Origin of the sequence: Pseudomonas sp. MWU13-2100 (assembly GCF_023242365.1) — a bacterium.
GTDB lineage: Bacteria > Pseudomonadota > Gammaproteobacteria > Pseudomonadales > Pseudomonadaceae > Aquipseudomonas.
In genome coordinates, this window is record NZ_JALLIX010000003.1 from 120,154 (window position 1) to 140,847 (window position 20,694).

The window sequence follows — 20,694 nt, forward strand, 5'->3', positions numbered from 1 at the left end:
GAACTTTCCGACTCTGTTGTCGGCACGGTGAGGCATTGTAACGGAAAGCCGAGCGTGGTGCTCGGTCTCCCCGATTCATGGCGATCACAATGTTTTGTGCCGAACCGAGAGCTCGCATACGACTGAAGACCCAATGTGGGAGCGGTGCTTGCCCGCGAAGCTTCTGGCGATCCAGCGGACACCAGCGCCGGCAAGCCGGCTCCCACATCAATAGGTGTTGTCAGGCCGCGGCCACGGTAACCGGCACGCCGTTCAGCGCCGCGTTGCCCGACAACAGGTCCAACTGGCGCTCATCGGTCAGGTCATTGGCACTGGAGCCCGGCTGACCACTGGCAATGGCCGTTTTCACCCCGGGCCGCGCATGCCCCCAACCATGGGGCAGGCTGACCACGCCGGGCATCATCTCCAGGCTGGCGAGCACCTCCACCTCGATCACGCCGACCCGCGAACTGACCTGTACCCGCTGCCCATCCTCGAGGCTGCGGCTGGCCAGGTCATCGGGGTGCATCAGCAGTTGATGGCGCGGCTTGCCCTTCACCAGCCGGTGATAGTTGTGCATCCATGAGTTATTGCTGCGCACATGCCGGCGACCGATCATCAGCAATTCCCCGACTGCCGGCACCCGCTGCGCGGCGAAGCGGGTGAGGTCGGCGAGGATCACCGCCGGCGCCGCCTGCACCCGCTGCCCGGGCGTCTTGAGACGCGGCGCCAGGTTGGGCTTGAGCGCGCCGAGATCAACGCCATGGGGAAAATCCTCCAGGGTCTTGAGCGACAGCTGGTGCGGCGAGGCATCGCCATACATGCCCATCCGCAAACCCATGTCGATCATCTGCGCCGGGGCCATGGTCGGTTTGAGCACCTGGCCGGTCAGGCTGGAAAATGCCGTGGCCAGGCCGACAAAGATCTCCCAGTCGTGCAACGCGCCCACGGGCTTGGCCAGGATCGCCTTGTTGAACCGGCTGACGTTGCGCACCGCGAACATATTGAAAGTGGTGTCGTAGTGATCGTTTTCCAGGGCCGAGGTCGACGGCAGGATCAGGTCGGCATAACGGGTGGTCTCGTTGATGTACAGGTCGATACTGACCATGAACTCCAGGCCGTCCAGCGCCTGCTCCAGTTGCCGGCCATTGGGCGTGGACAGCACCGGGTTGCCAGCGATCGTCACCAGGGCTCGCACCTGCCCTTCCCCTTCACTGAGCATCTCCTCGGCCAGGGCCGACACCGGCAGTTCGCCGCTGTACTCCGGCAGCCCGGAGACCCGGCTTTGCCAGCGATTGAAATGGCCACCGGAAGTCGAGGCCACCAGGTCCACCGCCGGCTCCGTGCACAAGGCACCGCCGACCCGATCGAGATTGCCGGTCACCAGGTTGATCAACTGCACCAGCCAGTGACACAAGGTACCGAACGTCTGGGTCGAGACCCCCATCCGCCCATAACAGACCGCCTTGTCCGCCGCGGCGAAGTCCCGGGCCAACTGGCGGATCTGCGCCGCCGGCACCGCACACAGCGGGCTCATGGATTCGGCGCTGAAGTCGGCCACGGCCTGGCGTACTTCATCGAGTCCGTCGACCGGCAGATGAGTGGCACGCGTCAGCCCTTCGGCGAACAAGGTGTTGAGCAGGCCGAACAGCAACGCCGCATCACCGCCCGGGCGCACGAACAGGTGCTGGTCGGCGATAGCCGCCGTCTCGCTGCGCCGGGGATCGACCACCACCACTTTGCCGCCGCGGGCCTGGATCGCCTTAAGACGTTTCTCCACATCCGGCACGGTCATGATGCTGCCGTTGGAAGCCAGCGGATTACCGCCGAGGATCAGCATGAAATCGGTGTGATCGATATCCGGAATCGGCAGCAGCAGGCCATGGCCATACATCAGATGGCTGCTCAGGTGGTGCGGCAATTGATCGACGGAGGTCGCGGAAAAGCGATTGCGGGTTTTCAGCAGACCGAGAAAGTAGTTGCTGTGGGTCATCAACCCATAGTTGTGCACGCTGGGGTTGCCCTGATAGATCGCCACGGCATTCTGGCCATGCCGGGCCTGGATCGCCGATAGCCGTTCGGCCACCAGGGCAAAGGCCTCATCCCACTCGATCGGCAACCATTCACTGCCCACGCGCCGCATCGGCTGGCGCAGGCGATCGGGGTCGTTCTGGATATCCTGCAAGGCCACCGCCTTGGGACAGATATGCCCACGGCTGAAGGCATCCTGCGGATCGCCCTTGATCGAGGTGATCCGCACCGCCTCTTCGCTGGTCGTGGTTTCGATGGTCAGGCCACAGATGGCCTCGCACAGGTGGCACGCACGGTGATGGAGAGTCTTGGTCATGGCCAGTCTCTGTTTTGTTCAAGGCAACCCGAATCGGTTGCGAGAACAAAACTATGGCCCCACGCCGGGCAGCATGCCAGCGACGTTCATCTTGTGAATCGGAGGGCATCAGGCCTACCGATGACGACCCGAAAATCAGGCCGAGGGCAACATCGGTGCGGGTTGCAACTGGATCTCCTGAATGGTCTCAAGCTGCTCCTGGCTCATATGGATCCCGGTCAGCTCGCCGATCAGGCGCCAATGCTCGTCGAGACCGGAACTGATGGTCGCCATGCGATCGATCATCCGGCGACCGGCCGCCCGGGTGACCTCATCCTCGCTGCGCAACAACTCGAACGACATCGAGGTCACGGAGGCGGTCATATGGGTCAGCGCCTGCGCCGTCAGCTTCAGTAGTTCCATCAATTGTTGCTCTTTCGATTCCATTCCAAAGCCTCCCTGTGTCCGCGGTGACACACTTTACAACCTAGCAGATTAGTTTAGGAAATGTTTCCATCAATCCCATCGTGCATGCCATTGCGCGGCCTTGCCAGTCAGAAAGCGACCAGGGCTCGCCTGCGACCGCCGCCGCCGATTGCCAAGACTTTGGGCCACAGTGTACAAAGGCCTGCTGTCGCCAGGAGACAGGCATGTATCGGTTTGGAAAAAGAGCATGGCTATCGAAACGGCCGGACCCGAACGGCCCTGAATCTAAGCCTCCTATTGGTAACACGCGACATTTTCTTATACGATCGCGTCTTCCCCTATTTCGTCGCCCCGTGCGGCTTACGCCGCAGGTCTCGCCCGTTTTTCCGTAAAACCCGGCTTTGAGTATCTGCGGTCTGTTGCAAAAAGGTAGTTAATGATGAGCGCAAGGCACTTTCTCTCCCTGATGGATTGCACGCCCGAAGAGCTGGTCAGCGTGATTCGTCGAGGCATCGAGCTGAAGGACCTGCGTGACCGCGGCGTACTCTTCGAGCCACTCAAGGGTCGGATTCTCGGGATGATTTTCGAGAAGTCCTCGACGCGCACCCGCGTGTCGTTCGAAGCCGGCATGATCCAGCTCGGCGGCCAGGCGATTTTCCTCTCGCCGCGCGATACCCAACTGGGTCGGGGCGAGCCTATCGGCGACAGCGCCATCGTCCTGTCGAGCATGCTCGACGCAGTCATGCTCCGCACGTTCAAGCACAGCACCCTGACCGAGTTCGCCGCCAACTCGCGCGTACCGGTGATCAACGGCCTGTCCGATGACCTGCATCCCTGCCAGTTGCTCGCGGACATGCAGACATTCCTCGAACATCGCGGCTCGATCCAGGGCAAGACCGTGACCTGGATCGGCGACGGCAACAACATGTGCAACAGCTATATCGAAGCGGCGATCCAGTTCGACTTCCAGCTGCGGGTCAGTTGCCCCGAGGGTTATGACCCCAGCCCGGCCCTGCTGGCCCAGGCCGGCGCGCGCGTCCAACTGGTCCGCGATCCGCGGGCGGCGGTACATGGCGCGCACCTGGTGAGCACCGATGTCTGGACCTCCATGGGCCAGGAAGAAGAAACCGCCAAGCGCCTGGCCCTGTTCGCGCCCCTGCAAGTCACCCGCGAACTGCTCGACCTGGCCGCGCCCGACGTACTGTTCCTGCACTGCCTGCCCGCCCACCGCGGCGAGGAAATCAGCCTCGACCTGCTCGACGACCCGCGCTCGGTCGCCTGGGACCAGGCGGAAAACCGCCTGCATGCGCAAAAGGCCCTGCTCGAATTCCTGGTGGCACCGGCGTATCGCCCTGCATGAGTGATTCGTTGCTGTTGAAGCTGCATGACCTATCCTGCGGCTACCAGGCGCAACGGGTGGTGCAGCACCTCAACCTGCACCTCAACGCCGGCGACATCGGCTGCCTGCTGGGTGCCTCCGGGTGCGGCAAGACCACCACCCTGCGAGCGATTGCCGGTTTCGAGCCGGTGCACGAGGGCGAGATCCAACTGGCCGGCGAAGTCATTTCCCGTACCGGTTTCACTCTCGCGCCGGAGAGACGTCGGATTGGCATGGTGTTCCAGGACTACGCGTTGTTTCCGCACCTGAGTGTCGCCGACAACATCGCCTTCGGCATTCGCCTGCACCCGCGCAAGGCTCGGATCACCGAAGAAATGCTCGAGCTGGTCAATCTCAAAGGGCTGGGCAAGCGTTACCCCCACGAACTGTCCGGTGGCCAGCAGCAACGGGTGGCACTGGCCCGCGCGCTGGCCCCGGAACCGCAATTGCTGTTGCTCGACGAGCCGTTTTCCAACCTTGACGTCGAGCTGCGGCGCAAGCTCAGCCAGGAAGTCCGGGACATCCTCAAGCAACGCGGTACCAGCGCGATCCTGGTGACCCACGATCAGGAAGAAGCCTTCGCCGTCAGCGACCAGGTCGGCGTATTCAAAGAGGGCCGCCTGGAGCAATGGGATACGCCCTACAACCTCTATCACGAACCACAGACACCTTTCGTCGCGAGTTTTGTCGGCCAGGGCTACTTCATTCGAGGGCAACTGAGCAGCCCCGAGTCGGTACAGACCGAACTGGGCGTGCTGCGCGGCAATCGGGCCTACCCCTGGCCGCTGGGCGGCGCGGTGGATGTGTTGCTGCGTCCGGATGACATTGTCCATGCCCCGGGCAGCGCACTGACGGCGACAGTCGTCGGCAAGACCTTCCTCGGCGCCTCGACCCTGTATCGCCTGCAACTGCCCACGGGCAGCCAGTTGGAGTCGATTTTCCCCAGCCACGTCGATCACCTGCCAGGGACCCGGGTCGGTATTCGCGTGGCGGCCGAGCACCTGGTGCTGTTCCAGCCCGCCGCATAGATCGTCAACGCGGTCAGGCGCGGCCGATATCGGCGAACTTCGCCTGGGTATGCTCGGCCAGCACTGCCGGCGCCAACTCAACCTCCAGGCCCCGACGACCGGCGCTGACGAAAATACTCACGAAGGGCTGCGCGCTCTGATCGATAAAGGTCCGCAGGCGCTTCTTCTGCCCGAGCGGGCTGATGCCGCCGAGCAGATAACCGGTGGCCCGCTGGGCCGCCGCCGGATCCGCCATCTCGACCTTCTTGACCCCCGCCGCCTGGGCCAACGCCTTCAGGTCCAGACTTCCGACGACCGGCACCACCGCCACCAGTAATTCGGCCTTTTCCGTACTGGCGAGCAGCGTCTTGAACACCCGCTCCGGGGCCAACCCCAATTTTTCCGCAGCCTCCAGACCATAGGAAGCGGCTTTCGGGTCGTGTTCGTAACTGTGCACGCGATGTTCGGCACGAACTTTTTTAAGCAGGTCCAATGCGGGGGTCATGGCAGGTCCAGGCGACTCGAAAGACAAGCGTGGATTTTAGGCCATTCTCGACGAAAAGGCTCTATGACAAGCCTGGCCTCAAGCTTCTCCTAGCATCAGCAGAGCCAATAAACGCGCAAAAAGCACTCTTTTCCTACATACAAATCATCCTCATTCACGCGCCCAAAGCTAAAAAAGTGGACTATCGTTCATTTTCGACCTTTGACATCAGCGTTTCTTGTCTATATTTTTTCGAATCTGAAGATTACAGTCCTGCATCCAGTAACAACGAGCGGTAAGCCGAAATCAGAGACGGGAATTCCTGAGCATCGGTGAAAGTCCACGTCCATCATTCGGATGGGCGTCTAACAACAACAAAAATCGAGGTGTCCAATGAGTACCGCTTTAAAACAACCGTCGCTCTCGGGCCAATGCATCGCCGAATTCCTCGGCACCGCGCTGTTGATCTTTTTCGGCACCGGCTGCGTTGCCGCGCTCAAGGTCGCGGGCGCCACCTTTGGCCTGTGGGAAATCAGCATCATCTGGGGCATGGGCGTGAGCATGGCGATCTACCTGACCGCCGGCGTTTCCGGCGCTCACCTGAACCCGGCCGTCAGCATTGCACTGTGCCTGTTCGCTGACTTCGAAAAACGCAAACTGCCGTTCTACATCCTCGCCCAGGTCGCTGGCGCCTTCTGTGCCGCCGCGTTGGTTTACACGCTCTACAGCAACCTGTTCTTCGATTTCGAACAAACCCACCATATGATCCGCGGCTCCCAGGCCAGCCTGGAACTGGCTTCGGTGTTTTCCACCTACCCCAACCCGGCGCTGAGCACCGCCCAGGCGTTCCTGGTGGAAGTGGTGATCACCGCGATCCTGATGGGCGTGATCATGTCCCTGACCGACGACAACAACGGCCTGCCCAACGGCCCGCTGGCGCCACTGCTGATTGGCTTGCTGATTGCCGTGATCGGCAGCGCGATGGGTCCGTTGACCGGCTTTGCGATGAACCCTGCGCGGGATTTCGGCCCCAAGCTGATGACCTTCCTCTTCGGCTGGGGTGATATCGCCTTCACCGGCGGGCGCGACATTCCGTATTTCCTGATTCCGATCTTTGCACCGATTGTCGGTGCCTGCCTCGGCGCCGTGCTGTATCGCGGGATGATTGCCCGCCATCTGCCCAGCGCCCAACCTGCAATACAGGAAGAACCCGCGACCGCTGCGAAAAAGGTCCAGGCTTCCTGAAACACCTGCAAGACGCCAGTCCCTGTGAGCGCCCTTCTCCCTGAGGGCGCTCATCCCGGCACTTTTCCCTATATTCATCAAGGCAATCGAAAATGACCGACACTCAGAATAAGAACTACATCATTGCCCTCGATCAGGGTACGACCAGCTCGCGGGCGATCATCTTCGATCGCAACGCCAACGTGGTCGGCACCGCCCAGCGCGAATTCCAGCAACACTATCCACAAGCCGGCTGGGTCGAACACGACCCGATGGAAATCTTCGCCACCCAGAGCGCGGTAATGGTCGAAGCCCTGGCGCAAGCCGGTCTGCATCACGACCAGGTCGCCGCCATCGGTATCACCAACCAGCGTGAAACCACCGTGGTCTGGGACAAGGTCAGCGGCCGGCCGATCTACAACGCCATCGTCTGGCAGTGCCGCCGCAGCACCGAAATCTGCCAGCAACTCAAGCGCGACGGTCACGAAGAGTACATCCGCGAAACCACCGGCCTGGTCACCGACCCGTACTTCTCCGGCACCAAGCTGAAGTGGATCCTCGACAACGTCGAAGGCAGCCGTGAACGCGCGCGCAACGGCGAGTTGCTGTTCGGCACCATCGACAGCTGGCTGATCTGGAAATTCACCGGCGGCAAGACCCACGTCACCGACTACACCAACGCCTCGCGCACCCTGCTCTTCAATATCCACTCCCTGGAATGGGATTCGAAGATGCTGGAAATCCTCGACATTCCCCGGGAAATGCTCCCGGAAGTGAAGTCGTCCTCGGAGATCTACGGCCACACCAAGAGCGGCATCGCCATCGGCGGTATCGCCGGCGACCAGCAGGCCGCCCTGTTCGGCCAGATGTGCGTGGAACCGGGCCAGGCGAAGAATACCTACGGCACCGGCTGCTTCCTGCTGATGAACACCGGCACCAAGGCGGTCCGTTCCAAGCACGGCATGCTCACCACCATCGCTTGCGGCCCACGCGGCGAAGTGGCATACGCCCTGGAAGGCGCGGTCTTCAACGGCGGCTCGACCATCCAGTGGCTGCGTGACGAACTGAAGATCATCAACGACGCATTCGATACCGAATACTTCGCCAGCAAGGTCAAGGACAGCAACGGCGTGTACCTGGTACCGGCCTTCACCGGCCTCGGCGCACCGTACTGGGACCCCTATGCCCGTGGCGCGCTGTTCGGCCTGACACGCGGGGTGAAGGTCGATCACATCATTCGTGCCGCCCTGGAGTCGATCGCCTACCAGACCCGCGACGTACTGGACGCCATGCAACAGGACTCGGGCGAACGCCTCAAGGCTCTGCGCGTGGACGGCGGCGCGGTAGCCAACAACTTCCTGATGCAGTTCCAGGCCGACATTCTCGGGACCCGGGTCGAACGTCCGCAAATGCGCGAAACCACGGCACTCGGCGCGGCCTACCTGGCCGGCCTGGCGTGCGGTTTCTGGGGCAGCCTGGAAGAGTTGCGGGGCAAGGCGGTGATCGAGCGCGAGTTCGAGCCGCAGCGTCCTGAGGCCGAGAAGGAAAAACTCTACGCCGGCTGGCAGAAAGCAGTGAGCCGTACCCGCGATTGGGAACCCCACGAAGACAGCAACTAAGCCGCCTCCCTTGTAGGAACCGGCTTGCTGGCGATGGCGTCCGAATGGGCGCAGCAAGGCTCAAGGGCCTCTTCGCCGGCAAGCCGGCTCCCACAGGAGTTGTGACACATCCACTGTCCTGTCCCCTTCGCCACACGGTTTAAGCGACAGGCACCGGCGTGGTTTACGACGCAATCTGCGTACATTCACGATTGATTGGCCCCGCAAGTGGCAGACAGGTCCTTCCTGCGGCATGATGGAGGAATTTGTACGGCAGCCCAAAGGACGCCCAATGAATCTGCCTCCCCGCCAGCAGCAAATCCTCGAACTGGTCCGCGAACGCGGTTATGTCAGCATCGAGGAAATGGCCCAGCTTTTTGTCGTGACCCCGCAAACCATCCGCCGCGATATCAACCAACTGGCGGACTCCAATCTGCTACGCCGCTACCACGGTGGCGCGGCCTACGATTCCAGCGTGGAAAACACCGCCTACGCCATGCGCGCCGACCAGATGCGCGATGAAAAACAACGCATCGCCGAGGCCATCGCCGCCCATATCCCTGATCACGCCTCGCTGTTCATCAATATCGGCACCACCACCGAATCCATCGCCAGGGCATTGCTCAATCACAGCCACCTGAAGATCATCACCAACAACCTGCATGTCGCCTCGATCCTCAGCGCCAAGGACGATTTCGAAGTGCAACTGGCCGGCGGCAACGTGCGCCGTGACGGCGGCGTAGTGGGCCAGGCCAGCGTCGACTTCATCAACCAGTTCAAGGTCGACTTCGCCCTGGTGGGCATCAGCGGCATCGACGAAGACGGCAGCCTGCTGGACTTCGACTACCAGGAAGTGCGGGTTTCCCAAGCGATCATTGCCAATGCCCGCCAAGTCATCCTGGCCGCGGACTCCAGCAAGTTCGGGCGCAATGCCATGGTGCGCCTGGGGCCGATCACCCTGATCGACTGCCTGGTGACCGACCAGGCGCCCGTACCGGCACTGGCCCAACTGCTGCACCAGCACAAGATCCGCCTGGAAGTGGTCTGAGGCTCAGGCCTGCCCCCTGTGGCGAGCGGGCTTGCCCTAAGGCCAGTCAGTCAAGTGGGGGATATTGAGATCGTCATTAACCTGTGGGAGCGGTGCTTGCCCGCGAAGCTTTTAGCGGCCTCAAGGACCTCTTCGCGAGCAAGCTCTGCTCCCACAGGGACGGTGTTCGACCTTAAGACTGGCCTTAGAGCAAGCCCGCTCGCCACAGCGCCTACGCGGCTCTCGCCCTACAATGTTCGATAATTTTCCTTTCCAGCCGTCCTGATGGATTTTTTCAATCAGGACTCACTGGTCGCGGGCCTGTTTATCCGCTACTATTTTCGAAAATGAACATTAATGTTCGAATTCAAATATAGAGAAGACCCTGCGAGGCTCACCGATGACCCCCAGTACCTTGCCTGCCCCACCCCTTGCCGAGCTGTATGACATCGCCGTGATTGGTGGTGGTATCAATGGTGTCGGGATTGCCGCGGACGCAGCCGGTCGCGGTCTCTCGGTGTTCCTTTGCGAAAAGGACGATCTGGCCAGCCACACCTCCTCGGCCAGCAGCAAACTGATCCACGGCGGCCTGCGTTATCTGGAACATTACGAATTCCGCCTGGTGCGCGAAGCCCTGGCCGAGCGTGAAGTCCTGCTTGCCAAGGCCCCGCATATCGTCAAGCCGATGCGCTTCGTCCTGCCGCACCGTCCGCACCTGCGTCCGGCCTGGATGATTCGTGCCGGCCTGTTCCTTTACGACCACCTGGGCAAGCGCGAGAAGCTCGCCGCCTCGAAAAGCCTGAAGTTCGGTGCCGACAGCGCGCTCAAGGCCGAAATCACCAAGGGTTTCGAATACTCCGACTGCTGGGTCGACGATGCGCGCCTGGTGGTACTCAATGCCATGGCGGCGCGGGAGAGCGGCGCCCATGTGCATACCCGCACCCGCTGCGTCAGCGCCCGTCGCGGCAAAGGTCTGTGGCAGCTGGAAATGGAACGCGGCGACGGCACGCGCTTCTCGATCCAGGCCAAGGCCCTGGTCAACGCGGCCGGCCCCTGGGTCGCCAAGTTCATCAAGGACGACCTGAAGCTGGAATCGCCCTATGGCATCCGCCTGATCCAGGGCAGCCACCTGATCGTGCCCCGTCTGTACGAAGGCGAGCACGCGCACATCCTGCAGAACGAGGACCAGCGCATTGTCTTCACCATTCCGTACCTGGACCGTTTCACCCTGATCGGCACCACCGACCGCGAATACCAGGGCGACCCGGCCAAGGTCAGCATCACTGACGCCGAAACCGACTACCTGCTCAAAGTAGTCAATGCACACTTCAAGAAGCAGCTTGCCCGCAGCGATATCGTGCACAGCTACTCCGGCGTTCGGCCGCTGTGCAACGACGAGTCCGACAACCCTTCGGCGGTCACTCGCGATTACACCCTGGCCCTGTCCGGCGGCAACGATGAGGCACCGCTGCTGTCGGTGTTCGGCGGCAAGCTGACCACCTACCGCAAGCTCGCCGAGTCGGCGCTGGCCCAGTTGGCACCGTTCTTCAAGCAGATGAAGCCGAGCTGGACCGCCACCTCGACTTTGCCCGGCGGCGAAGACATGACCACGCGCCAGGCCCTGAGTCACGAGATCCGCACCCGCTTCGACTGGGTTCCGAGCGAGATCGCCCGGCGCTGGGCAAGCACCTACGGCAGCCGCACCTGGCGCCTGCTGGAGGGCGTGCAGAACCTGAGCGACCTGGGTGAACACCTCGGCGGCGGCCTCTATACCCGCGAAGTCGATTACCTGTGCAGCGAAGAGTGGGCTTGCACGGCAGTGGATATCCTCTGGCGCCGCAGCAAGCTGGGCCTGTTCACCACGGCGGCCGAGCAGCAACAGTTGCAGCACTACCTGGACAAGGTCGAGCAGCACCGCGGCAAGATCGAAGCGGCCTGATTCAGGCCCCTCCTGAATACAGGAGAGTTGAAGCCGAACGCGTCTTGTGGCAAGCGGGCTTGCCCGTGCTCGACTGCGCAGCAGTCGCAAAACCGCTTATCTCGGTCTACCTGATGCACCGATTTCAGCGGTTTCAGGGGCGCGTCGCAGCCCAGCGCGGGCAAGCCCGCTCGCCACAGATATCCACCAGACTTGAGCTCGCTCTGAACCTGGAAAAGCGCCCTCACGATCATAGAAGTCCTCGAATACAAGCTCCGTCCTACAGCCCCCCTTCTATTCGGTTTTCCGAACAGCCCTTCGCCAGCCATTCGGTGAACCGGACGTCAGACGCTCTGAAATCCCTCGAAACAAACATAATCTCCTTTAAAATCAATAGCTAAAACCATAGCCGCGAGCCTGGCACGAGTCGTGCTCTAGACTCTGTAGCGAATGCTCAAGCCGTCCCTTGGGCCCTATGAGCAGTTCGAAGTACCCGAGAGTCGGCTGACCGGCTCCATAAGAAAAACAATCTCGAGGAAATCATCTGATGCGCATCGTTCCCCAGCTTCTGGGCGCAGCTATCGCTGTTGCTCTGATCAGTACTCCAGTTTTCGCCGCTGAACTGACCGGCACCCTGAAGAAGATCAAAGAGTCCGGCACCATCACCCTCGGGCATCGCGACAGCTCCATTCCGTTCTCCTACATCGCGGATGCATCCGGCAAGCCAGTCGGCTACTCCCACGACATCCAACTGGCCATTGTCGAAGGCATCAAGAAAGACCTCGGCCTGCCGGATCTCAAGGTCAAGTACAACCTGGTGACCTCGCAGACCCGCATCCCGCTGGTGCAGAACGGCACCGTCGACGTCGAGTGCGGCTCCACCACCAACAACGCCGAACGCGGCCAGCAAGTGGACTTCTCGGTCGGCATCTTCGAAATCGGCACGCGCCTGCTGTCGAAGAAAGACTCCACCTACAAGGACTTCGCCGACCTCAAGGGCAAGAACGTCGTGACCACCGCCGGCACCACGTCCGAGCGCATCATCAAGGCGATGAACGCCGACAAGCAGATGGGCATGAACGTCATCTCCGCCAAGGACCATGGCGAAGCCTTCAACATGCTCGAAAGCGGACGCGCCGTGGCCTTCATGATGGACGACGCGCTGCTCGCCGGGGAAATGGCCAAGGCCAAGAAGCCTGATGACTGGGCCGTGACCGGCACCCCGCAGTCCTACGAAATCTATGGTTGCATGGTCCGCAAGGACGATCCGGCTTTCAAGAAAGCCGTGGATGACGCCATCGTCGCGACCTACAAGTCCGGCGAGATCAACAAGATCTACGCCAAGTGGTTCACCCAGCCGATCCCACCAAAGGGCCTGAACCTGAACTTCCCGATGAGCGAAGAGCTCAAGGCGCTGCTGGCCAATCCGAACGACAAGCCGGCACCGGACAAAAAAATCTGATTCACCCCTGAGCGGACTCCCGGCGGCGCCAGCGCGCGCCCGGGAGTTTGTCGACACCTGCTGTACTGGCTTCTTCTATTGAGACGGGAAAGACACTCGGACCGCGAGCGGTACGCGTGTGCCTGACGGAGCACGTCAGGTGGGGCGGAGCCCCGGGAAGCACGTGCGTGACCACTGATTGATCCAAGGGGAGACCCGAATGAATTACAACTGGGACTGGGGCGTGTTCTTCAAGTCCACCGGCGTGGGCAGCGAGACGTATCTCGACTGGTTCATCTCCGGGCTGGGCTGGACCATCGCCATCGCCGTGGTGGCCTGGATCGTTGCGCTGATCCTCGGCTCGCTGCTGGGTGTGATGCGCACCGTACCGAACCGCGTGGTATCGGGCATTGCCACGGTCTACGTGGAAATCTTCCGTAACGTGCCGCTGCTGGTGCAACTGTTCATCTGGTACTTCCTGGTACCCGACCTGCTGCCGCAAAACCTGCAGGACTGGTACAAGCAGGACCTGCATCCGACCACCTCGGCCTACCTGAGTGTCGTGGTCTGCCTGGGCCTGTTCACCGCCGCCCGGGTTTGCGAACAAGTGCGCACCGGTATCCAGGCGTTGCCCCGCGGCCAGGAATCGGCGGCCCGCGCCATGGGCTTCAAGCTGCCGCAGATCTACTGGAACGTGCTGCTGCCGCAAGCCTACCGGATCATCATCCCGCCACTCACCTCGGAATTCCTCAACGTCTTCAAGAACTCCTCCGTGGCCTCGCTGATCGGCTTGATGGAACTGCTCGCGCAGACCAAGCAGACCGCCGAGTTCTCCGCCAATCTGTTCGAAGCTTTCACTCTGGCGACGCTGATCTACTTCACCCTGAACATGAGCCTGATGTTGCTGATGCGTCTGATCGAGAAAAAAGTCGCGGTGCCCGGCCTGATCTCCGTGGGGGGTAAATAATGGACTTCGATTTCAGTGGCATCGTTCCGGCCATTCCCGGTCTCTGGAACGGCATGTTGATGACCCTGCAACTGATGGTGCTGGGTGTCGTCGGCGGCCTGGTCATCGGTACGCTCCTGGCGTTGATGCGCTTGTCTTCGAACAAGCTGCTGGCCAACGTCGCCGGCGCCTACGTCAACTACTTCCGCTCGATCCCGCTGCTGCTGGTGATCACCTGGTTCTACCTGGCGGTGCCGTTCGTCCTGCGCTGGATCACCGGAGAAGACACGCCGATCGGCGCGTTCGCCTCCTGCATCGTGGCCTTCATGATGTTCGAAGCGGCGTACTTCTGCGAAATCGTCCGGGCCGGCGTGCAGTCGATCGCCAAGGGTCAGATGGGCGCGGCCCAGGCCCTGGGCATGAGCTATGGCCAGACCATGCGCCTGATCATCCTGCCCCAGGCGTTCCGCAAGATGACCCCGCTGCTGTTGCAGCAGAGCATCATCCTGTTCCAGGACACTTCGCTGGTCTACACCGTGGGCCTGGTGGACTTCCTCAACGCCTCGCGCTCCAGCGGCGACATCATCGGCCGCTCCAATGAATTCCTGATCTTCGCAGGTCTGGTCTACTTCACAATCAGCTTTGCCGCCTCGCTGCTGGTCAAGCGTCTGCAAAAAAGGTTTGCCGTATGATCTCTATCAAGAACATCAACAAGTGGTATGGCGACTTCCAGGTGCTGACCGATTGCAGCACCGAGGTCAGCAAGGGTGAAGTGGTGGTAGTCTGCGGCCCTTCGGGCTCGGGCAAGTCCACCCTGATCAAATGCGTGAACGCCCTGGAGCCCTTCCAGAAAGGCGACATCGTGGTCGACGGTACCTCCATCGCCGACCCGAAGACCAACCTGCCGAAGCTGCGTTCGCGGGTCGGCATGGTATTTCAACATTTCGAGCTGTTCCCGCACCTGACCATTACCGAAAACCTGACCATCGCCCAGATCAAGGTCCTTGGCCGCAGCAAGGAAGAAGCGACCAGCAAAGGCCTGCAACTGCTTGATCGCGTCGGCCTGTCGGCCCACGCCCACAAACACCCGGGGCAGCTCTCCGGTGGCCAGCAGCAGCGTGTGGCGATTGCCCGCGCCCTGGCGATGGACCCGGTGGTGATGCTGTTCGACGAACCGACCTCGGCGCTCGACCCGGAAATGGTCAACGAAGTGCTCGACGTAATGGTGCAACTGGCCCAGGAAGGCATGACCATGATGTGCGTGACCCACGAAATGGGCTTTGCGCGCAAGGTCGCCAGCCGGGTGATCTTCATGGACCAGGGCAAGATCATCGAGGACTGCAACAAGGACGAGTTCTTCGGCGACATCAGTGCCCGTTCGGAACGTGCGCAGCATTTCCTCGAGAAGATCCTGCAGCACTGAAACGACACAGCTCCCAGTACAGCGCCATAGCTGTTTGGGGAGCGGACATTGTGGGAGTGTGTGGGAGCGGAGCTTGCCCGCGAAGCTTTTAGCGATCTCAAGGTCGCCTTCGCGGGCAAGCTCCGCTCCCACACAAGCACCACTCCCACATCAGGTCATGCGTAACACCCTGATCATTTTTCCACAAGAAATACGATCTGGTTGACCCAAGGCAAACGTGATGAAATGCGACCCCAACCTCTATCGCGCGACGCCGCCATCACTCGCCGTGAAACCCCGCCTGATCCGCCAACTGTTCCTGCCGCCCCTGATCATCCTGCTGATGATCGGCCTGGGTTATGCCGGCTATCGCATCAGCGAACACTATGGCATCCGCACCCTCAGTGAAAACGGCGAACGCCAGTTGGAACTGCACGCCCGCACCGTCGAGAGCGAGATCAGCAAGTACACCTACCTGCCCAGTCTGCTGGAGCTTGAATCCAGTGTCTCGGCCCTGCTCAAGGAGCCCAATGCCGAACACCGCCAAGCGGTCAACGAGTACCTCGAAGGCCTGAACCGACGCAGCCGCAGTCGGGCCATCTACGTGATGGACACCACCGGTCGGGTACTGGCCACCAGCAACTGGCGCGACGCCGACAGTTACCTCGGTGAAGACCTGTCCTTTCGCGCCTATTTCCAGGACGCCGTGCGCGGCCTGCCCGGTCGCTTCTACGGCATCGGCAGCACCAGCGGCGAACCCGGCTATTACCTGGCCCACGGCCTGGAAGAACAAGGCAAGATCATCGGTGTGGCCGTGATCAAGGTGCGCCTCGAAGCCCTTGAAGAACGCTGGCAACGGGCCCGCCTGGAAGCCTTTGTCAGCGACGAGAACGGCATCATCATTCTCTCCAGCGACCCGGCCCGGCGCCTCAAGTCCGTGCGCCCGCTGACACCGGAGATCAAGGAACGCCTGGCCCGCAGTCTGCAATATTACTGGTGGCCGCTGAACGAGCTGCAACCCCTGGCCCGCGAACGCCTGGCCGAGGGTGTGGAAACCCTGACCTTCCCGGCCAACAGTGAACTGGCCAAAGACGGCGACAGCGTCAGCTACCTGGCCCAGACCCGGCGCCTGAGCGACACGCCCTGGCACTTCACCCTGCTCACGCCCTTGCAGGACCTGCGTCGCGAAGCCGCCAACCAGGGCATCCTGGTGGCCGTGGCCTTCGCCCTGGTGGCCTTCCTGCTGATCGCCTGGAACGAACGGCGCAAGGTCATCGCCACCCGCCTGGCCGCCCGCGAAGCCCTGCAGGAAGCCAACAGCCAGCTGGAGCGGCGGATCGCCGAGCGCACCGTCGACCTGCGTGCCAGCAACGACCGGCTCAAGGACCAGATCCGCGAGCGGCGCCAGGCCGAGGAAACCCTGCGCCGCGCCCAGGACGAACTGGTCCAGGCCGGCAAGCTGGCCGCCATCGGTCAGATGTCCACCAGCATCGCCCATGAACTCAACCAGCCGTTGGCCGCGCTGCGCACCCTGTCCGGCAACACCGTGCGTTTCCTCGAACGCGGCGAGCTGGACACCGCCAGCACCAACCTGCGCACCATCAATGACCTGATCGACCGCATGGGCCGGATCACCGCCAGCCTGCGCGCCTTTGCCCGACGCGGCGATGACAAGGGCGAGTCGAGCCTGGCCAAGGCCATCGACGCCGCCATGCAGGTCCTCGGCAGCCGGGTCGAAACCCTGCACCTGGAGGTCCACCGCGACTTCGACGACGTGCGACTGGCCATCGACCAGACCCGCCTGGAGCAGATCCTGGTCAACCTGATCGGCAACGCCCTGGACGCCATGCAGGCCCAACCGCTGCCGGAACTGTGGCTGGAAGGCGACTTCGTCGAAGGCAAGTACCGTCTGTTGGTGCGCGACAACGGCCACGGCATCGAGCCTGCGGCGCGCAAGCACCTGTTCGAACCCTTCTTCACCACCAAGCCGGGAGAACAGGGCCTGGGCCTCGGCCTGACCCTCTCCGCCAGCCTCGCGGCGGCGGCCGGCGGCCACCTCGGGGTCGAACACCCCGTCACGGGCGGCACCGCCTTCGTCCTCACTTTACCGCGGGTCAACCCTGCCAAGGCCGAGCCGATATGAACAACGACCTCATTGTCCTGATTGTCGAGGACGACCCGCATGTCCTGCTCGGCTGCCAGCAGGCGCTGTCCCTGGAAGATATCCCCAGCGAAGGGGTCGGCAGTGCCGAGGAAGCCCTGGCGCGGATCGGCGACAACTTCCCTGGCATCGTCATCAGCGATATCCGCCTGCCGGGCATCGACGGCCTGGAACTGCTGACCCGGCTCAAGGCACGCGATAGCAGTCTGCCGGTGGTGCTGATTACCGGCCACGGTGATATTTCCATGGCCGTCGGTGCCATGCGCAACGGCGCCTATGACTTCATGGAAAAACCCTTTTCCCCGGAGCGCCTGGTGGACGTCGCCCGTCGCGCCCTGGAGCAGCGCGGGTTGGCCCGGGAAGTCTGGTCGTTGCGGCGGCAACTGGCCGAGCGCGACTCACTGGAAGGCCGGATCATCGGCCGCTCGCCGGCCATGCAGAACCTGCGGGAACTGATCGCCAATGTCGCCGACACCTCGGCCAACGTGCTGATCGAAGGTGAGACCGGCACCGGCAAGGAACTGGTTGCCCGCTGCCTGCATGATTTCAGCCGACGCAAGTCGCAGCAATTTGTCGCGCTCAACTGCGGCGGACTGCCGGAGAGCCTGTTCGAGAGCGAAATCTTCGGCCATGAGGCCAATGCCTTCACCGGCGCCGGCAAACGCCGCATCGGCAAGATCGAGCACGCCCATGGCGGCACGCTGTTCCTCGACGAAGTGGAAAGCATGCCGATCCCCATGCAGATCAAACTGCTGCGGGTCTTGCAGGAACGCACCCTCGAGCGCCTGGGCTCGAACCAGAGCGTGGCCGTCGATTGCCGGGTCATCGCCGCCACCAAGTCCGACCTCGACGAAATGGGCCGTGCCGGCGAATTTCGCAGCGACCTGTATTACCGATTGAACGTGGTAACCCTGGAGCTGCCGCCCCTGCGCGAGCGGCGCGAGGACATCCTGCAATTGTTCGAACACTTCCTGCAGCAGTCCTCCTTGCGTTTCGACCGTATCGCGCCGGAACTGGATAACCAGACCCTGTCCAGCCTTATGAGCCACGACTGGCCGGGCAATGTGCGCGAACTGCGCAACGTCGCCGAACGCTTCGCCCTGGGCCTGCCCCCCTTCAAGAAAGCCGGGGCGCAAAGCAGCAGCGGGCTGGGCTTTGCCGAAGCAGTGGAAGCCTTCGAGCGCAACCTGCTCAACGACGCCCTGCAACGCAGCGGCGGTAACCTGAGCCAGGCCAGCCATGAACTGGGGATGGCCAAGACCACCTTGTTCGACAAGGTCAAGAAGTACGGATTGAGTCACTGACGGCGGGCAAGATGGATTGACTGTTGAAGGCCGCCCTCGGCGCCCTGGTCGTGGGGCTGCTGGTCAGCCTGTGGCTGCGCTTTCACACCTGAATCGCGGCCCTGGCCCGGGCACCCGCCGCGCTTTGTGCTGGCCCGTCCTTTGCATTTGCCGGCAAAGCCCTTACGCTGTGTGCTTTTCACGGACGCTGAACGGCTGCGCCATTCGGCGCCCCCCTGAAGCGTTGACCATGCTGTTCTAGGAGCTGTTTCCGTGTCCCTTGGCGTTATTTTTCTGGTACTTTTTTCCGTTGTCCTGGACGTGATCGGCCAGCTCTGCTTCAAGATGGGCCTCGACCGTCTGCCGGAGCTGGACGGCGGCTTCAGGCTGAAAGCCTTCTGGGGTCAGGTCTTCAACGCGCCCCTGCTGTGGTGCGGGATCGGTTCCTATGTCATCGAATTCTTTGTCTGGATCGAGGCCCTGTCCCGGGCACCGTTGAGCCTGGTATTCCCCATCGGAGCCCTGGCGTATTGCGGCGTGGTACTGGTCGGCAAGGTAGTGCTGGGCGAAACTGTCAGCCGTCGCCGCTGGCTAGGCACCCTGGTGATCACCGCCGGCGTGATGCTGGTGGCCATTTCCGGCGCTTGAGGGTTCCATTCATGTTCGAAGGAAATTGTTGATGAGCGGTTCAAAACACATCGATTGGCTGCACGGGCGCTTCGGTACCATTGTGCTCTGGGCCTTGCTGATCGCGTGCGAAAGCGGCGGACAGATTGCCTCCAAGGTCGGTGGCGACTTGCTCGGGCAAACCGATTTCAGCCTGCAATGGCTGCACGCCGTACTGCTCAACCCCGGGGTCTGGGTAGCGATATCCTGTTATATCGGGGCGTTTTTCGTCTGGATGCTGATTCTGCGACGCAGCACGCTGTCGCTGGCGTTTCCACTGAGTTCGCTGGTGTTTGTCGCGGTGCTGCTGGCGTCCTGGCTGGGGCTCAATGAGCAGATCAGCCTGCTGCACTGGATCGGCGTGGCAGTGATCATCGGTGGGATTGCACTGCTGGCCGAGGGTGAGAAGAACTAGCCAGCGATGGCGGTGAATGTGACACCGTCATCGCCGGCAAACCGGCTCCTACAAGGGAAGCTCCGGTCTCAGAACTTGTAGCTGATCGCCGTCTGGATCTGCCCCTGGTTGCTGTCGCCTTTCTGCTTGACGATGCTGCTGTCCGCCGCCGAACCCACCAGGTGAATCCAGCTGACGCCGGTCATCAATGACCAGTTGCCGCCCAGCGGGAACGCGAAGCTCTGGGTCAGGGTCAGGTTCTGGAAACCACCACCGGCATGGTACTGGCTGATCCCCGAAGCCTGCGCTTCCTGGGCACTGACACCAAAGAAAGTCTGCGCCTGACGCTCATCGGCAAAGTGCGCGGTGAAATTGCTGCGGCCGATAATCCCCATGCCCAGCGGGTAACCCAGTTCGCCGCCCAGGCGTCCCAACAGCCCGCCCTGCCCGCTACCGCCGCCGACGGCACTGCCCAACTCGGCGAACAGCCGCCAGAAGTCAGCCGGCGCATATTCCACGAAACCACCGACCACGCCCATGTCCGGCACATCACGCAAGCCACGCAACGAGCCGTTGGAGTCCCGCCCGGGCACGTAGTTGGCGAAAGGTCCGACGCTGAAACCATTGGCCTTGAACGCGTCCCAGGTCAGGCCGTCATCGCCACTGAGGCTGAAGTTCCCCCACTCCAGATCCACATACGGCAGCGGCGCCACTTCATAGCGGCTGCCCGACGGATCGTAGGGCTGATAGCCCACTCCCGCCCCTAGCTGCCCGCTCGGACCTTCATCAGCCAGGGCGGCGTGGCTCCAGCCACCCAGGGAAAAAAGGCCGGCCAGCAGCAATGAGGAGGTCAGACGAATCATGAAAGTGTCCTTGTCGATACATGCCCTGCGCGATCATAACCGCGATTTTTTGTAGGCAAGCACTGATGTTGTTTGTAGGAAGCTACAAATTTTGTAGCCCCGTGTACGTAATGGGATACATATAACGGAGATATCCCATAAGAATACCGGATTTGAGCACTTGGCACACTC

The 20,694-nt window shown here is 61.8% G+C and carries 18 protein-coding genes; 14 read left to right on the forward strand and 4 right to left on the reverse strand.

The window, feature by feature from the left end; genetic code table 11:
* Window positions 1-220 precede the first annotated feature (220 nt).
* Both M5B99_RS03555 and M5B99_RS03560 read right to left on the reverse strand, forming a co-directional pair.
* Complete coding sequence (locus M5B99_RS03555) at window positions 221-2,326, reverse strand: molybdopterin oxidoreductase family protein (protein ID WP_248802673.1); 2,106 nt, start codon at window positions 2,324-2,326, stop codon at window positions 221-223.
* Window positions 2,327-2,461: 135 nt separating this feature from the next.
* Window positions 2,462-2,752 (reverse strand): hypothetical protein, encoded by a 291-nt coding sequence (locus tag M5B99_RS03560; RefSeq protein ID WP_248802674.1) that lies wholly within the window; start codon window positions 2,750-2,752, stop codon window positions 2,462-2,464.
* A gap of 418 nt (window positions 2,753-3,170) precedes the next feature.
* Here M5B99_RS03560 and argF point away from each other — a divergent pair, with 418 nt between their 5' ends.
* Window positions 3,171-4,091 carry an ornithine carbamoyltransferase gene (gene argF, locus M5B99_RS03565; RefSeq protein ID WP_248802675.1) on the forward strand — a complete coding sequence of 307 codons (921 nt, stop codon included), beginning with the start codon at window positions 3,171-3,173 and terminating at the stop codon, window positions 4,089-4,091.
* A complete protein-coding gene (locus M5B99_RS03570; RefSeq protein ID WP_248802676.1) occupies window positions 4,088-5,137 on the forward strand; it encodes an ABC transporter ATP-binding protein in 1,050 nt (349 codons plus the stop codon). The genes argF and M5B99_RS03570 overlap by 4 nt, the downstream gene beginning before the upstream one ends.
* 13 nt (window positions 5,138-5,150) lie before the next feature.
* On the opposite strand, the gene ybaK is transcribed toward M5B99_RS03570, so the two are convergent.
* Window positions 5,151-5,621, reverse strand: a complete 471-nt coding sequence (gene ybaK / locus M5B99_RS03575) for a Cys-tRNA(Pro) deacylase (protein ID WP_248802677.1) — start codon at window positions 5,619-5,621, stop codon at window positions 5,151-5,153.
* 372 nt (window positions 5,622-5,993) lie between these two features.
* Between ybaK and M5B99_RS03580 the strand changes: the two genes are divergently transcribed.
* The 12 genes from M5B99_RS03580 (at window position 5,994) to M5B99_RS03635 (ending at window position 19,681) form a co-directional block, all read left to right on the forward strand.
* On the forward strand, window positions 5,994-6,845 hold the full coding sequence (locus M5B99_RS03580) for an MIP/aquaporin family protein (protein ID WP_248802678.1): 852 nt from the start codon (window positions 5,994-5,996) through the stop codon (window positions 6,843-6,845).
* A gap of 92 nt (window positions 6,846-6,937) precedes the next feature.
* Window positions 6,938-8,443: a glycerol kinase GlpK gene (glpK, locus tag M5B99_RS03585; RefSeq protein ID WP_248802679.1), complete on the forward strand. Its 1,506-nt coding sequence runs from the start codon at window positions 6,938-6,940 to the stop codon at window positions 8,441-8,443.
* 271 nt (window positions 8,444-8,714) lie between these two features.
* Window positions 8,715-9,470: a DeoR/GlpR family transcriptional regulator gene (locus M5B99_RS03590; RefSeq protein WP_248802680.1), complete on the forward strand. Its 756-nt coding sequence runs from the start codon at window positions 8,715-8,717 to the stop codon at window positions 9,468-9,470.
* A 379-nt stretch (window positions 9,471-9,849) separates the two neighbouring features.
* Entirely contained in the window at window positions 9,850-11,388 is a 1,539-nt protein-coding gene (glpD, locus tag M5B99_RS03595; RefSeq protein WP_248802681.1) for a glycerol-3-phosphate dehydrogenase, read from the forward strand.
* 526 nt (window positions 11,389-11,914) lie between these two features.
* Window positions 11,915-12,829 carry a glutamate/aspartate ABC transporter substrate-binding protein gene (locus tag M5B99_RS03600; protein ID WP_248802682.1) on the forward strand — a complete coding sequence of 305 codons (915 nt, stop codon included), beginning with the start codon at window positions 11,915-11,917 and terminating at the stop codon, window positions 12,827-12,829.
* Between the two features lie 199 nt (window positions 12,830-13,028).
* A complete protein-coding gene (locus tag M5B99_RS03605) occupies window positions 13,029-13,775 on the forward strand; it encodes an amino acid ABC transporter permease (RefSeq protein ID WP_248802683.1) in 747 nt (248 codons plus the stop codon).
* On the forward strand, window positions 13,775-14,446 hold the full coding sequence (locus tag M5B99_RS03610) for an amino acid ABC transporter permease (RefSeq protein WP_103494180.1): 672 nt from the start codon (window positions 13,775-13,777) through the stop codon (window positions 14,444-14,446). The genes M5B99_RS03605 and M5B99_RS03610 overlap by 1 nt, the downstream gene beginning before the upstream one ends.
* Window positions 14,443-15,177, forward strand: a complete 735-nt coding sequence (locus M5B99_RS03615) for an amino acid ABC transporter ATP-binding protein (protein WP_103494181.1) — start codon at window positions 14,443-14,445, stop codon at window positions 15,175-15,177. The genes M5B99_RS03610 and M5B99_RS03615 overlap by 4 nt, the downstream gene beginning before the upstream one ends.
* Before the next feature lie 220 nt (window positions 15,178-15,397).
* The gene (locus M5B99_RS03620; protein ID WP_248802684.1) at window positions 15,398-17,299 is read left to right on the forward strand and encodes a sensor histidine kinase; all 1,902 of its coding nucleotides are present in this window, start codon (window positions 15,398-15,400) and stop codon (window positions 17,297-17,299) included.
* Window positions 17,296-18,621: a sigma-54-dependent transcriptional regulator gene (locus M5B99_RS03625; protein ID WP_263860382.1), complete on the forward strand. Its 1,326-nt coding sequence runs from the start codon at window positions 17,296-17,298 to the stop codon at window positions 18,619-18,621. The genes M5B99_RS03620 and M5B99_RS03625 overlap by 4 nt, the downstream gene beginning before the upstream one ends.
* 252 nt (window positions 18,622-18,873) lie before the next feature.
* Entirely contained in the window at window positions 18,874-19,248 is a 375-nt protein-coding gene (locus tag M5B99_RS03630) for an EamA family transporter (RefSeq protein WP_248802685.1), read from the forward strand.
* A 31-nt stretch (window positions 19,249-19,279) separates the two neighbouring features.
* A complete protein-coding gene (locus M5B99_RS03635; RefSeq protein WP_248797158.1) occupies window positions 19,280-19,681 on the forward strand; it encodes an EamA family transporter in 402 nt (133 codons plus the stop codon).
* A 68-nt stretch (window positions 19,682-19,749) separates the two neighbouring features.
* On the opposite strand, the gene M5B99_RS03640 is transcribed toward M5B99_RS03635, so the two are convergent.
* Window positions 19,750-20,523, reverse strand: coding sequence for a MipA/OmpV family protein (locus M5B99_RS03640; RefSeq protein ID WP_248802686.1), 774 nt, complete (start codon window positions 20,521-20,523; stop codon window positions 19,750-19,752).
* Between the last annotated feature and the right edge of the window lie 171 nt (window positions 20,524-20,694).